Here is a 15,211-nt window from a genome sequence, read left to right as displayed (position 1 = left end):
CTTCGACCACCTGCCATTAATCCAGTCTAATTACATTCGATGGCCATGACACTAATCTCTAATAATTTGACGCGCCAGCCACAGCCAGCAGATAATGACGACCTTGGTTCGCTGCTTCGCATCGCTGCTGGGGACCGGCAATCCTTATCGTCCCTGTACCTGAAGTATCACCGCAGGTTAAGTCGGTTCCTCGGGCGAGTGACGTATTGCGAAGAGGCGATTGAGGAGGCGATTAACGACACATTCCTGATCGTCTGGCAAAAAGCCTGTGAATTTCGCGGGGAGGCGCTGGTGTCGACCTGGATCATGGGAATCGCTTACCGCACTGCGCTCAAGTCGTTGCGTAGAACGGGGCAGGCTTTGTGGGAAAAAACAGCGCCAGGCGGCGATTTGTCGGTCACTTCTCCTTTCGACGACCATGAGGTGTTCGACTGGGTCGCCAAAGGGCTGGTCCTGTTGCCGATCGATCAGCGGCTGACGTTGGAGCTGGCGTACTGGATGGGGTACTCGCAGGAAGAGATCGCCGAGATTATGGAGTGTCCCGTCAGCACAATAAAAGCAAGGATGTTTCGCGCCCGCGTCACGCTGCGCAGCACCTTGCCAAAACTGGGAGGTCTTTTGGAGAAGAAATATTGAGCGATTCGACCGATGTCAATGCTTGTCACGAGAAAGTGTTGGAGCTATTGCCTTGGGTAATCAATGGGCGCGCATCCGTTGCGGAGCGCAGCATGGTCGAAGTGCATTTGCGAGAGTGCGCAGATTGCCGGACAGAATACCAATTTCAGAGTGCGCTGTTCGCGGAAATGAGCAATGGCCGGGTCCTGGAGCCTGACGCGGCACGGGGCCTTGAACGTCTTTGGCAGCGGATCGACCAGGCGGCAGGCGCCGCTATTCCGGGGCTTCCGGGGTAATGCTCTCGATGCGAAAACGCATTTCATCAATAAGCCCCGTGCAAAACAACGCGATGCACGGGGCTTTTTTTTCAGTGACGAACAATGTCGATCAACTCCAGATTGGGTTCCCTGACGCCTAAATGACGCAGCATCGTCAGTTCGTCGCAGGTCAGCGGCCCGATCTGGAAATACGGTCCGCCGTGCAGATGGACGCCGCTCAATCTGGTGTGAATTGCGCAGTCGTTGATCGGAATTTCAATTGCGCCGGCGCCGGGCTTGGATACCTTCAAAATGTCGCCCGACCGCGTCGCGAAAAAAACATTGGTGTGATTTGCGTGCATGATTATCCTCTGGTTACGTTATGTCGCGGTTGCCAAGCCAACCTGGCTCTCACTCCAGGACTTCGCAGAGCTTTCCGGCTTTCCAACAACCTCGCACGGTAAATGGTCACTCTTTTTTCTTCCCGCAACCTTAATTCTGCCGAATCTATATTGCGGGATACGAAGCCTTCCCATTTCAATCTCCTTGCCCGGTATGCGCTTAACAAACGCAGCTAACTGGGATCAGAGTGAATTTTCTGCGCGCTTTTTGCAGAAACTTCACTCTGACCCCACTTAGCGGGCTACGGAGTACTGTCTCATCGCTGATGAAGTACAAGACCACCTGGTGCGCTCTGCCTTTCTCCGAATCCGTCATGTAGGGTCAGAGTCAAGTTTCGCGATGAAGCACTGCGAAAGTTGACTCTGACCCCAGATGACTCTTTCAGCGCAGCGCCACGTCACGCACGAGGCGAGGTTCGAAGCTGCAGCGCATGCCAATTGCTTCGCACGTTGAGCATGTTTTTCGCACATCAGAAGATAGGTCGGTTGCATGAAGCTATGTTTTCCACAAGGAGTTGGAAAAGAGCGCTGCGTGTGCCGCGCATGCTGACAAGTTTGATAAATTGGAGGGGGTGGGGATGCCTGGATTCACTTTCATTACACGGAAATCAGTTCCCATAACGACCGAATCTCCCGTCTCGCCGGATAAAGTAGCGACGACAGATGCGGCGGGCGAGAAAAACTCCAGGACCAGGAAGAATTCGTCGAGTTCTTTCTTCGCGCCGATAAAAAGCATCCGTAGCGGTTATCGTGCGGGGGTCAAGACAATCGCGGCGCGGCCAATTAGCGTTGGCGGGCCTTTACCTGGCACTTCTGTGGCATTGGAACGCCCGTCCAGAAGTCAGCTCAATAAGAATGCCGAGCAAGCTTCCCCATCTGAACCTCAGGATATTCCAAGCAAGTTTGATGACATTGCCCAGCAAGCGAAGTCCTTGCAGCAACGTCTGACGCAACCATCCCACAGCCTGTCGGACAGACCGGGTGGCGCGACTACCGCCTGGGAAAAATTGGTCGAATGCTTCCCACTGCTGCAACCGCATGCAGTGCCGAAAATGCAGACGCTCCAGGCAAAGCCCTTGAAGCGATCCAATTCTTCAAGTATGTTGACGACTGGCGAAGCCGAATCCATCAAAACCCGTTTAGCGCAAAACTTGCAGGGACTTGGGCAGGAATACCAGGCGGCACGCACGGATTGGCAAGAGCTGGCAAGTGAGCATCAGCAATTGACGGCGCAGCGTGAAGCGCTCGAAGAGAAGATTGCCATGCTGACCCCTTTGAGTGAAAAAGCAGGGCAGGACATAGACAACATCCAAAACCGGGTGATGGCCGCGCAGCACGCGCCAAGCTTTTCCCCGCAACGGATGGAGGTGGCAAGCCTGAGACATGAAGCCGAGCGCCTGGAAGCGCAGCTTCAGCAATGTCGATTGCAACAATCGTCCCACAGCAGGCGCTTGGCGCCATTGCTGCAGAGCGAACAAATTGCGGCAGACGCAAGCTCGCAAGCTGAAAAAAGGATGTTGCATGCAGCCTCACGCCTGCATGCACTGGTGACGCCCAGTGAGGTAAATGACATAGCTGGAGCCGTGCTGGCGTCAGACATCACTGTCAAGCACCTGGACTTTACTCAAGCGGAATTGGGCCGGCTAAGCGATATTTCTCAGGAACTGCTCAAGCAATGCGAGACTGACAAGGCCAGCCTGGAACCTGCTCTTGGAGCGCTGGTAGAGGCGCATCAGCAGATATGTGAAAACCTGCAATTGGTGCAAACCGAATGCACCGTGCAACAGCATACTCAGGCCTCCCTCAAGAACGACCTAAGCTTGGTAGTTGGACATAAAAACACTTTACAACAACGTTTGACGGCTATTTCCGGGCAGCCTGAGGCCAATGCCGATGAGCTGAGCTCGATCCGGGCTGAGTGCGCCCATTTCGGCCAGCTGGAACAGGTCCTTAACGGCTTGATTGCAGAAATCGGAACCCTGGTCACCTCTGCGGAAGAGCGTGTCGAGCACATGGTTGGCGAGGCGGAACGGGTTCTTGGACAACTGGATGTGGTGATGCGCGGCCTTCACACCGCACAGACGGGCATCCAGGGGGCTGGAAAAGCACAGGAAGCGCTTGCCTCAGCCAAGGTTGATGTTGAGGAACGGCTTGGCGTCGCGACCACCGAGAACCAGAAGATTCACTCAATATCGGATGATGTGAGCGCAGAGTCAGTCGGCAAATTGCTGCTGCACCCGCCAGGCTTCGGAGCCTCGGAATCGCTTCGGGCTTTAAGCCGGGAATTGAATATCGCAATCAATGCGATACCGGCGAATCCAGCAGCCGACGCGCTGCCGAAGACGGATACTGCCGAGAGCCTTTCGTATGCCTTGGCGATCGTGAGCGGCGGTGACGCCCAACGCGCCATCGTGCTGTTGCGGGAGTTGAGGGCACGCCCCACCTTGTCCATGGTCATGCGGGAAGATGGCGCAGGAGCGTCCAGCTCATCGGCGGGGCAAACCTCGGCCGACATCAAGGCGTTATTCCATCTGATGGCCGGCATGCCGCGAGGAATCGAAGTATTGCAATCGCTAGGCAATAACGCTGGTGAAGTCCTTGCCAGCAAACAGCTGGTTGCGTTGCGGGTGTATTGGCAAGCCGACAAGACAATTTCCGAGTCAAAATCTGCGCCGGTCATGGCGTGGCTAAACGACGCCAAATTGGTAGCTGCGGAAAGGTTGCACCTGAATACCGAGGCCGACCCGGACCAGCATTTGTCTGAACGGTTCGGCGAGCGCCAGCTGGGCGCTTACAATGCGGTTCGAAACGGCTATGTCAGCAATGAGCCTGGCTCGCCCTACGATGCTCGCGACAAGGAGTTGCGCAAAGTCGGCGAAGAATGGATGCAACGCAGGCTGGGCCGCTATGGCGAAGGCCTGTTGCGGGGACTCACTCCGTCCCGCGCAAAAACACCGTTTACATCTCACGCTCTGACAAATACGGCAGCAATGGCCGAGCGTTTCGGCATTACGACGCATGCGAGCAAGGTCGCCGCCGCGATCTCGGCGGCAGCTTCGTCACTAGGTGAAGCTGCCAAAAGCTTGCCGGCGAGCGCCCTAAACGGCGATGGACAGATGCATTGCCTGGCTGTGACGGTTTTATGCGATCACATAAGGGAAAACTTCAGCGAGCTTCGCGCATTGACGCCGGCGGATTTCGATGCGATCAGAAAACGCTTCAATCAAGCGCTGCCAACAGCCGCCGCCGGCACAACGGCGAAGCAGCAAGCTCTGCCTGAGCCATTGGAGGAACATGCCGCCGAAGCCAATGCCATGGCGCGCAGCAGCAGCTCCCTTCCTTTGCGGCGTAAAGCCAATATCGGCGTCAGCGCAGAATCCGTCCTGCGCGATGTGTCAGAGCAATTTCTGCAAAAGAATGCCGAACACTTGAGTCCGCAACAGATTGATTCTATCGTTGGCGGGCTTGGTTTGGACGCATCAGAGGTTCAGGATAATTTCCGCCTTTCCCACATTTCACGTTACGGGCAGGGGCAGAAATTGCGCCTCGACGATAACCAGGACCTGGTCAAGTTTTACAGGCCGATGTTCGCGCAATGGGGACTGCGCAATAAATTAAAGACATCAAATGGCGGGACTCTGGGACTAGGCCTGCCGCTACTGCCTTATATATCGCCCAAGATTGTCACCCCTTTGCTAACTGCCGGCTACTCTCAGAAACAGGAAGCCTTTGTTCAATTCTTCCAGCCCATTCTTGGATTCGAGATGATGGTGGGTGAAAGCAAGACCAAAACCACGGAAGGCAGTATGGGTGTTGCAGTCGGCAAGACGCGTGGCAAGCACCTCTATGCCGGGGGAACGGCGACGATTGCTGCGACTCACGAGCGCATGAAGATGAATGGCACTGTAGTACGTTTTCTACGTGCACGAGGCCAGGATGAGGCTCAGCGTCAGAATATGCTGAAAACATGGGAATCCACTGTGTTGTGGAAGGACCTGAAACCCACTAAAAGCGACGCAGGTTTCTCTGGGCCGATGGAGGCCATTCTTTCTCGACTGCCGGACGCGGTGGTTACCGGATTTGACGCCGGATCTGTCGCAACCCAGGGCGAGGCAAGAGCAAGCGCCGGGGCCCGGCTTCAAACCAAGCCAGACAGCCGTGGCGCTGAATACGGCCTTGGTGCGATATTGACCACCAAGGCGAAAGCACAAAGGGCGTTTGAATACCGGACGGAAGACAAAGCAGCGGTATATGTGGTGGCCGACAAATCAAGCACGGGCAAGCAGACTTTCAGCGCTTCACTGGATGTGCAGTTGCCGCTACCGCGTAATGCAAAAACCCTGTCCTTGCCGCTACCGCACGATACACACGCACTTCCCTTATCGGTACCGCACAATGCAGATGCAAGTCCCTCGTCGCCTGATAAGAGAGGTGCATTGGGCGGAGGCAGTCTGCCCATTGACTTCTCGTTTGAAAGGGAGTTTGCCCAGCACCTGCAGAAACATGGATTGTCGCCGTTCCGCATCAATGACAAGCAGGATGGCGACCTTGACCGGCACTACTTCGGCGCCAAGGAGATGCTGGCGGAAATTTCCGCAAACCGTGACCAGTGGTGCGCGCGTGCCTTGGAGACGCTGCCGGAAGTGAACGGAACCAAGGACACGCCGGAGAATCGCGCTGAGGCTCAGAGACTGCTTGCCCAGTTTGAAAAGGATATCGTGGCCTTGGAAGCAGAGGGCAAGTATTGCCAGTTCAACGTCAATTACTCAATGCGGCCCCAGGCATCCGCACGCATCGATGGCGCTCGGCTGGTCGGCGAGCTGGCTGAAATGCTTGGCGATGCGGGCCGAGTGAACGAAAAAGTAAAACTGGCTGATGCCGTTTTGCAGCAACCGGCTACGTGGCGTCCGTTAATGCTGATCGTCCGGGAAAAGGGCAAGGAGGCAACAAATCTTGGCCTCAACTATGGATTGCGAGTGCAAAGTGTCGCTACGGTTGATGGACAACGCACCGCGGCGCAATTTCCTCTAGCGTAGCTGAATTGAGATTGGTCGGGCGCCGGCACATATTATCCCGAGGCTTACTCACCAGGTCGGCCCGCATGCGGGCGGCATGTAGTTTCGCTGGAAGATAACTGCCTTCGTTGCGATCACCGTGGGTACGTGGCGCCTGAAGCTAGAGTTAATCAATCCGATTAACTATGTCTGGGGTCGTGACCAAAAGCCACGTCTTCACTTTACTCATGACCATCGATCGAATCAGTTCGCCAGCGCCTTTGCTGATCCAAACTACCCCCAGCCATGCCGAAGCGCAATCTGAGAGCGGAGCGGGCAGAGCCCGTGAGCGTTCATCCGAATCAGCGTCAAGCGCAACCGGTTTGCCGGCCAGCTATCTCCAGCGCAGTGTCACGGCTATCTCCTCCCTGGCGCCGCGCAGCCACCTGAGGGCGCTTTCAAGCGGTGGCTGGAACGCCGTCGCGCAGAGTGGCCAGGCGCTTGACGCCGCCTACCATTCGATCGCCAATTTCGCCGGCTCGATCTTCACCAGCTCCATCTTTATCAGGTCTGCGGCCGCTCCTGCTGCCGCTGCTGCTGTCCCGGATGCAATGCCCACCGCACTGGATCAGGAGAAAAGCGATCACAGCGTCACGCAGGCCAGGTTTGATCAATTCATGAGCAAGCATCAGGCAGTGTTCTCGCCATCCGCCTCTGCCGGACGGGATTTGCGCAGCCTCAATGATGCCGCCGGCGTGCTGATGATCCCGGCAAGGGACGGCCGGTTCACCGTGATGGAAAGGCTGAAAGTGGTGGCTGACACCGTGCGCGTTAGTAATACCGGGACCGAGCAGCGCTTATTTGTGGTGGGCTATGGCGGCCGGCCTGTCAAACTGGAAGAACTGGATCTCGCGCTGGATGAAATCAACGCAGCGCCGGGTGCTGCCGTCAAAGGCAAGGGAAAGGCTGCGGCCACCGAAATGGAAACGCCCTTGCGCAGCGCAATCATGACTCTATCCGAGCGTTCGCCGCTGTCGGCTCGCAGGGACAGCAAGGAATCCGACGACAAGTTCATGCTGCTGCCGCCGAATCCTTCGCCGCTGCCGCGCAGAAGCACTTGGGCCAATGCCGAGCATGCCATGCCGCACGGCGTCGGGACGCGCGATGGGGACGGGTTTTTCCCCATCTATATGGATCACAACAAGATTGAAAACCATTTGCTGATCTTCAAGAAAGAAAAGCAGGTAACCCCCGGCAAGAACGAAGCCGGCCATCCGACTTCGGTCAATATGGATGGCGCGGTGCTGGCCGACATTCAAGGTATCAAACACATCGAAGTGATGGGGCCGGCCGGGCAGGAGATGGGCGTCAAGGGCGCCAAGCTGCGCAGTTGGGCCGATCTGGAACGCGGCCCCGCGCCACGTGCTGATGTCACGCTGCATATCACCACGGAAGATGAGGCCGTGCACCGGCTTGTGCTCGGCGACAACGGCATCAAGATGTCGCTCATCAACCCGCAGCCGGCGCTGTCAGGCCATGCGTCGGGCAGGGCGTTTGGCCTGGATGAGACAGTGCACGCACGGGTTGATGTCGACCTCTATTCGTATCAAGGCCGCGATACCGGCAAGACCGGCAGCAAGGATGGTTTTCCCGATTCGGAATTGATCTTGTCCACCGGCGACAAGCTCAAGGCCGGGCCTTTGCTGAAAGGCCCGCCAGCCGCCGCATTGGCGTCTGCCGCCGGTGGCATCAGGCGGTTTACCGGCGACACCGTAGCCGACGCTGCGACCGCTGCAACCGAGGTGCTGGCCGGACATGGGCAATCATTGGCCAAACTGATGCTAGGAGCGGCAACCATGGCGCCGACGCTGGCCGGCGGCAGGGGGGCAGTCACGTATACCTTGAACCTGGCGACCAAATCGTTTGTCACCGCCGCCGTTGTGGTCGGACTCAACGATGCGCTCAAATTCTACAAACACTCGCCGAATGGCGCCATTGCGGGCGGTTCGCACGGCTTCAGTGCGGCTGGCGGACAAAGCGTCAGCCCCGAAGTGTTGTTTTGTGCGATCACGTCGATGGTCGTGGTGCAAGAAGCGCTGACCCATGTCTTTTCTTTCGTCAGCAAATTTGTTCCGGCGCAGAGCAAAGACCGCGAAACCAAGGCCTCCGTTCTGCTGAATGATTTGCTGGTGCCTGCCATTCCAGAGTTCACCCGCCTGGTCAGCAATCTCCTGGTGCAGAAAGGTTTCGGCTTCAACCGTGGCAGCAAGGCAGACGTCGCCGGGCTGCTGGCCGCCTCGCTGGTCAATGCCGGCATCGACCAGTTGTGGAAAAATCGTGTCGGCGAAGAAGAAAACCATCCGGCTGCGCACAGTGCAAGAGCGATAGTGCGCTTCATCAACGACGTTACGTTCCGCTCGCTGGGCAATACCTATAATTCGACGAAATTCAATCCGGATACGGTTGTCGCCGACTATCGCGAAGCTATCGTGACGCGCCTGGCAACCCGCAGCCTGGACAAGCTGGTGTTGCCCATCGTGGCAACGGTGCTCAATAGTCTGGGCATCGTGGGACGCAATGCCAGCGCCTATGACGGCCAGATCGAGCGCGAACGCGGCTTCAATAACGCCATTTCAGTGCTGCTTGGCTTTGCCAACGACGTCGCGGCCGCCGGCGACCGGATGGGAGCCCATTTTGGCGACATCAAAAAGATTCGCGACGCTGTTTTTTCCGTTACCGACAGCCTCGAACAAGTCAAGCAGTGGAGCAACCGCATCATGCTCAAGCCAAAAGGACGGATAGACGGCGAAATCAAGGCGGTACAGGACGCTATCGAGTTTCACCAGTTGGAGCCGCAGCAGCAACAGGAATATCTGGAGCAACTGGAGCAGACGATGACTGAGATGGTTGCCAACCTGACCGCGCAGGGAGCTTCCAGCAGCAGCCAGCCAGGGCCTGGCAATACGCCGACGGCGCAGCCGGTGCAAAACAATCGTAGTCAATTGCCGCCGAAGTCGGCCGCCTACATGGCCCGGCTGGACCAGGATCACACGCTGTATATGCAACAGGCGACCAAGGACACGCCGGGCTACAGCGCCTATCCGGTTAACCTCAGCTTCGACGGCAAGGCCCATCCCGCGGGCGCCACCGCAGCGCCGTTCGGCCTGAGCGATTCGGCAAAGATTCCCAAGACGCTCACCACCTGGAGCTGGAACGCGCAAGCCTATGCTTTGCCGACGCACGAAGCGATGTTGAAAGGGCCGGGACTTGATTCCATGCGTAGCTCCAAGCCGGAGCTGTCCCACGAGCTGCAGAAAAACATCATGCAGGCAGTGCGCGACTACACCATCGAATCGCAGTATTTTCATTATCCGCTGCGCTGGGAAAGCACCGGGCAGGCCAAGCATCAGCCGGTAGTGCCGGGCATCGACTTTGTCTACAACATCATGAACAAGCCGGGCAATACCGAGGGTCCGTCAGAGAGTCATCGGATGGGCGGTGAAGAGCATTTCGACCCGATCGAGGCGATCCATATCAATCTGGGCGCATTGCATTCAAAAAAATTTCCCGCCATCGTGCAGCGTGCCGTGGTTACCGAAGCTCCCTACGTAGAGCGCAAAACCGCAGATACCCCTGATTGGCATGTTGCCACTGGCGACGTGGCCACGCTGACTGAAATATTGTCGGCCTCGATGTCGAGCCGCCTGGCAGCGGCATTCGGGCAAGCGCTTGGCTTTGGCGCTGCGCCAAAAGCACAAAATCAACGGCTGGTGATGCGTCAGCAAACGGCGCTGAATATTTCTGCTGAATCCGATCTGGGACAAGCCGAAGTGATTGTCTTGCCAGGCGCCCTGTACAGCATCCGGCATGTCGACAAGTCGCCGCCTAAACCGCAACTCCAGCCCGGCGAATCGCAGGATCTGAAAAAAGACATCGGCCAGGTGGTGTACATGGATAGCATCGATACCGGGAAACTGGAAAAAAGATATTGCGATTTTCTTGAGGGAAAATTGACTGAAGCCGATGACGGCGCCTCAATGGTTCATCCTGAATCCGGGCATTTCCACACTTACGATGCCAAAAGCGGGCAAGCCGTCTATGTCGCGCCGACCAAAAACTATTTTCTTGGCAAGCCTCTCGAAAGTTCTGAGCCGAGCACCCAGCATGCGCGCTGGCGGCATCCCTATACCTCGGATTTCTCGCCGCGTACCACCAAGGACGCGATCCATGCCGCGATCTTGCGCGGCGATCCCATCGTTGCGCATCTGGATGACGCGACCAAGAATATCCATCACGAGCATTTCCGGCTGTTGAACGGCTACTACGAAACGCCAACCGGCGTCCGTGAAGTGGAGCAAAAGGCTGCCGTCCGAAAACAGGCAGCCGATATTTCTGCGGCCTTCCCTGACCGTTCCGAGCAGATCTTGACGGCCACCGGCGGCATGCCGGGCGAAATGCTGGCCTGGACCGCCGCCAGCATGTTGCGCAAGCCAATCAGCATGGTCAGGATCAGGGGCGGGGCCGAGGCCGGACATGAAATTGACATGGATAGCCGAGTCGACATAAACAAGACCTACGACAAAGTGTCGCTACATGCAGAGCCGGCCGTAATGATAGGCGTCGGCGACGATGGGTTTTATGCGATTCGCAACCAGGACGGCAAGCATACGGCGCTGAAAATGGATGTCAGCGGCGAGGGGCATAGCGCTGGCAATCTCTTGCATGTGTTGCACCGTGCTGCCTATGCCGGCGACCGCCAGTACAAGCTGGCGACCAAGGCGGATGGCAGCAGCCACCTGTCGGCTGGCAAGGCAGAGAAAAACACTGTCGACCAGTTGCTGGCCAAACTCAAGGGGTTTGCGCAAACCTCTTCCTACATGGTGTGGGAACAAGCCTTGGTGGATAAATTCGCAGCGCTAGGCGGCAGTCCCGCTGTGCCGGCGGACGATATGACAGCGCCAGGAAAGCAAAAAGCATGATGCGGTCATGTGCATTTTCAGGTTTTTTCCCTTTAAGAAAAATGTCGAATATCCAGGCAATGCCGGGCAGCGCTTTCAGTTTCGTTTTGCGGTCCCTGCATTCGTGCTTGCATGCCGGCCGCGGCGTCAATCTGCGATCTTTGAGTTCCTGCTAACTATTGGAGATTTATATGGCTCACCATTCCGTAAGTAATAGTCCGACACATACGACGCACCAACCTGATACTACGCACAAACCTGACGAAACTGGAAAGAAAAAGAAAGATGATTCCAGTACCCAGAATCAGAATCAGGACGAGCTGAATGCTTTGATAGTTAACTTCGCTATCTCTCTCATGCAGAAATCGATACAGCAAGCGAAAGAAGTAAATGCGGATCTTAAGGCCGAGGATCCAGATGCGTTTTGACAGCATCCATTTGAGGCCGTATCGCCAGGTTGAATTCACTTCGATCTTCGACGAAACGGCGTGCTTCGAAGTAGAGTTGCCGAAATGCGGTGCTGGCGACGATCGCGTGCTGTTGATCGAGCATAGCCATCGGCTGAAGAATCGGCTGAGAGATCGCTTGAGAAGCAAAAACGTCGATGGCAAGATCGCCATCTGAGCTGGGCCAGCAGGTGACCGGGCGCGATAGCGATCGCGTCAGTCTTCGGAATCCGCACATCGACCGTGTCGTGATACCGAAGAACGCGTCACCTGCTTTTTTATGCCCCCATTTCAGTTTTCATCTAAGTACATGACAGCGTAGACCAATAGTGAAAATAAAAAAAAATTGTGCTGCTTGCCGCATCGGCTGGATCGTCTTGTCCGCTCTGGCGTCGATGCTGCTGCCGACTGACGTCGCACGCGCCGATTGCTTCGACGACGCGGCGCTTTACCATAACGTGAATCCGACCATACTGCGGGCAATTGCCTGGCAAGAATCGCATAACAGGGCCGACGCGATTCACGTCAACGCGAATGGCTCTACCGACTATGGCGTCATGCAGATCAACTCGATTCATCTGGCCGAACTCGCCAGGTACGGCGTGCACCGGCAGACCTTGCTGCAACCTTGCCAGAACGTTTACATCGCGGCCTGGCATCTGCGACGGATGGTGAGCAAATACGGCAACAGCTGGAAGGCGGTCGGCGCCTATCATTCGGAGACGCTGCCGGAACGTGACGCATATGCGCAGCGTATCCAGCGCATCGTCGCCGCCTGGGGTGAAATCCCGCCAGCTGCCGCGGATCAACGCCGGGCAGCCGCTCAAAAATTAAACGTGAAACCGTAGTTCAAAAAGAGGCAAGGAGAATTGTTATGAGTGCTGTAATTTCAATTAGTGAAAACAGCGTACGCGCATCACGGATCGCGACCGAATGCAGAAAACTGCGCGAATACATCCATCTGCGCCTGAATGATGTTGATGAATTTTCCAACCTGGCGGAACAGCATGAGTTTCTGTTCGAAATGGTGCCAGCTCTGCGCGGCGAAATCCAAGGGATACTCACGCCGGCAATGCGCGCGGCGCTGCAAGCTGCCGGTGTTGACGTCAGCTGGGAGGCGGGCGCCCAGGTTGAAGGAGAATTGACTGACGACGGGAACAGCATCCGCTGCGACATCATAGACAATTTCAGCGGTAACGCCGAACTTGAGAGAGCTTGCGAAATGTGGTTGCTGGTACGCTACGGGGCACACCGGCTGCTCAAGGAATTCCATATGTTGCAAGCACACTGCGCAATCGAGCGCCTGCCGTATTCTCCCGAGTTGGACGGCAGATATCCTTTCCGCGACGCCGAATCCCGACCTGTGATGATTCGAAAAATATGGCAATCGCAGCCCACGGCGTCGGGGGAAGTATATTCACCCGATGCAGTCTGGCCGTTGATTGACCCGCTGGCAACTGCGCAAGCGAGAATGGCGCATTATCATTCGATGCTTCAATGCCGGCTCATCGAAGCCGGCGACCTGCAGGACCCAAGGGAATCGAGCCTGGTCGGCGAAAGAGGCGTTTTTGCGATCCGTCCGCTGCAAAAAGGCGAGTGCGTCGGGGTTTACGGCGGCCGTCTGATGACGCCTGCAACGTATTTCATGTTGCGTTCCGACTCGTTTGCGATTTCGTCGATCAGTGGTACCGCAGTCTCGTTCCTGGATGGCGAAAATATCCTGGCGATGATGAACACTTCGCTCGAATATGATGAATCCGGCTGTTGCGCCAGGCAATCGCCCGACGCTTACAATGCCGAGCCGGTGGTTTTTGACGTCGAGTCGGATATCGGTGGAAAATTTTCGATCCGTGCGTTTTTTGCCACCCGCGATATTCCCGCCGGGGTTGAACTCAGATGGAACTATAGATATTCCGATGACATGGTTCGCCAGGTTTTCGGAAAGCGGCTGTAAGCCTGTCACGTCTTGGTTCAGTGCCGCTTGCCGGCAAACCAGAATGTGCCGGATGATCAAATGGTTTGCCGGCGCCAGCAGGCGCTCAGGAAAAGGGCAAGGCCGTGAGCTAGACCTGCGCGCTGGGCGCCGGCCGCAATCTCTATCGGCAATAACCCAGCCCAGCCTCAGTCTGGAAGTTGGTCCGGCAGCGGTAACTTCCGACAAACAGGAACTTCGCTATCCATACCGGAATTTCGCGTAACGGATCGGATGCGCCCGGACAGCTTCTACAATGGCATCAAACATTTCCAAGGTGCGCATCATGAAGCTTCCGAAATTCGGTCTCCCCGGATTCCTGTCACCCGGTGTCACGCAGCATGTAAAACCGCAAGCTCCGCCTGCCGGCGAGAAACCGGCTCGGAAAAGTCACCCCTTATTGAATGTTCTGGCGAAGCGGGTGAATGGACACAAAAGCGACAGCACGAGCACCGCAAGGCATGCAATTCATCTCGCCGGCCGCTCCGTTCAGTCGCGGCCGACTCAGTCTGGCGCTGGGCGTGCCGGGCTGGCCGAGAGTAGCGGACTGAGCCCCGAGATACTTACCCGGTTTCAGGCATTGAAAGGCGGCCCTGTACCCTCCCAGGCAGAATTGTTTGCGCGGTTTGAAGCGTTGAAACACTCCTCGGTTCGGTCAAAACCGGAGCCCGTCGCCGTTCAGTCGCGGCCGGTTCGGCCTGACGCTGGTGCCGGGCTGGCCGAGAGTAGCGGACTGAGCCCCGAGATACTTACCCGGTTTCAGGCATTGAAAGGCGGCCCTGTGCCCTCCCAGGCAGAATTGTTTGCACGGTTTGAAGCGTTGAAACACTCCCCGGTTCAGTCAAAACCGGAGCCCGTCGCCGATTTGCATACGCTTTTGCAAGAACTGAAAAAATCCCCAGGCCCCACGCATGCGGCGGCCGCACCGGCACGCCGCGCCGCCGTGCCGAAACTGTCGGTGCAACAGGCACGTGCTCAAGGGCTGGCAACACCGTCGCGGCCGGCACCGCCGATACCTTTTGGCGGTACGCCAGCCGAATTCAAGCAACTGCATTTGCAGTACCGGGATGCGCCAATCATGTTCCGACGTACGAATAGCGGTGTAGCGCAAAAGCTGTCGATGCCTGAGTTGGGGTTTTTCACCAGCAAAAAAAACAATCTTCAGACTCTGCATGATAAACGCGCCAGCCTGACAACCAATCTGCAATCGCTGCATGGCTTGATCGAAAACAATCGATCTGCGCCGCATGATTTAGGGAAAATACAGCAATTCATGCAGGTAACCCGCAGCGAAATCAAGAATCTGCGCGATAGCGATAGAGCGGCCCCTGGTGCAGCAACCCGGCAGCAGATTCTTGCATTGGCAACTCAACTCAAACAAGCCAGCGCGATTGCGCAAGATCTGGAAAGTATCGTCAAGCAAGCCCCACTAAGCATGTCGCTCTTCAATGACGCGCAAGCGCTGCTCGGCAAGGTCAATCAGCGGATCGGCAGCTATAGATAATTGGCCCATCCGGCTTTTCCAAGGGTGCCAAGATAAGCAGCAACGATTCAGCCGCACACTATCG

Annotated in this window: 10 protein-coding genes; 9 read left to right on the top strand and 1 reads right to left on the bottom strand. The window is 56.6% G+C overall.

From position 1 onward, the window contains the following. Nucleotides 1–45: 45 nt before the first annotated feature. Nucleotides 46–636, top strand: coding sequence for an RNA polymerase sigma factor (locus tag VNZ60_RS21555; protein WP_325662837.1), 591 nt, complete (start codon nucleotides 46–48; stop codon nucleotides 634–636). Further along, on the top strand, nucleotides 633–911 hold the full coding sequence (locus VNZ60_RS21550) for a zf-HC2 domain-containing protein (RefSeq protein ID WP_325662835.1): 279 nt from the start codon (nucleotides 633–635) through the stop codon (nucleotides 909–911). The genes VNZ60_RS21555 and VNZ60_RS21550 overlap by 4 nt, the downstream gene beginning before the upstream one ends. A 71-nt stretch (nucleotides 912–982) precedes the next feature. Here VNZ60_RS21550 and VNZ60_RS21545 read toward each other — a convergent pair whose 3' ends face one another. Next, nucleotides 983–1,234, bottom strand: coding sequence for a hypothetical protein (locus tag VNZ60_RS21545; RefSeq protein ID WP_325662833.1), 252 nt, complete (start codon nucleotides 1,232–1,234; stop codon nucleotides 983–985). Nucleotides 1,235–1,851: 617 nt separating this feature from the next. Here VNZ60_RS21545 and VNZ60_RS21540 point away from each other — a divergent pair. From VNZ60_RS21540 to VNZ60_RS21510, 7 genes are all read left to right on the top strand, one after another. Then, nucleotides 1,852–6,309, top strand: coding sequence for a coiled-coil domain-containing protein (locus VNZ60_RS21540; RefSeq protein ID WP_325662831.1), 4,458 nt, complete (start codon nucleotides 1,852–1,854; stop codon nucleotides 6,307–6,309). A gap of 206 nt (nucleotides 6,310–6,515) precedes the next feature. Further along, the gene (locus VNZ60_RS21535) at nucleotides 6,516–11,246 is read left to right on the top strand and encodes a hypothetical protein (RefSeq protein WP_325662829.1); all 4,731 of its coding nucleotides are present in this window, start codon (nucleotides 6,516–6,518) and stop codon (nucleotides 11,244–11,246) included. A gap of 170 nt (nucleotides 11,247–11,416) precedes the next feature. Further along, complete coding sequence (locus VNZ60_RS21530) at nucleotides 11,417–11,653, top strand: hypothetical protein (RefSeq protein ID WP_325662827.1); 237 nt, start codon at nucleotides 11,417–11,419, stop codon at nucleotides 11,651–11,653. After that, complete coding sequence (locus VNZ60_RS21525; RefSeq protein WP_325662825.1) at nucleotides 11,643–11,849, top strand: hypothetical protein; 207 nt, start codon at nucleotides 11,643–11,645, stop codon at nucleotides 11,847–11,849. The genes VNZ60_RS21530 and VNZ60_RS21525 overlap by 11 nt, the downstream gene beginning before the upstream one ends. Nucleotides 11,850–12,066: 217 nt before the next feature. Further along, nucleotides 12,067–12,519 (top strand): lytic transglycosylase domain-containing protein, encoded by a 453-nt coding sequence (locus tag VNZ60_RS21520; protein ID WP_325663027.1) that lies wholly within the window; start codon nucleotides 12,067–12,069, stop codon nucleotides 12,517–12,519. Nucleotides 12,520–12,545: 26 nt separating this feature from the next. Beyond that, a complete protein-coding gene (locus VNZ60_RS21515) occupies nucleotides 12,546–13,625 on the top strand; it encodes an SET domain-containing protein-lysine N-methyltransferase (protein WP_325662823.1) in 1,080 nt (359 codons plus the stop codon). Between the two features lie 895 nt (nucleotides 13,626–14,520). Then, nucleotides 14,521–15,147: a hypothetical protein gene (locus tag VNZ60_RS21510; protein ID WP_325662822.1), complete on the top strand. Its 627-nt coding sequence runs from the start codon at nucleotides 14,521–14,523 to the stop codon at nucleotides 15,145–15,147. Nucleotides 15,148–15,211 lie beyond the last annotated feature (64 nt).

It is taken from the genome of Collimonas sp., from assembly GCF_035566375.1.
GTDB lineage: Bacteria > Pseudomonadota > Gammaproteobacteria > Burkholderiales > Burkholderiaceae_D > Collimonas.
The sequence above is the reverse complement of the archived record's forward strand: the minus strand, read 5'-3'. Positions and strand labels throughout refer to the sequence as shown.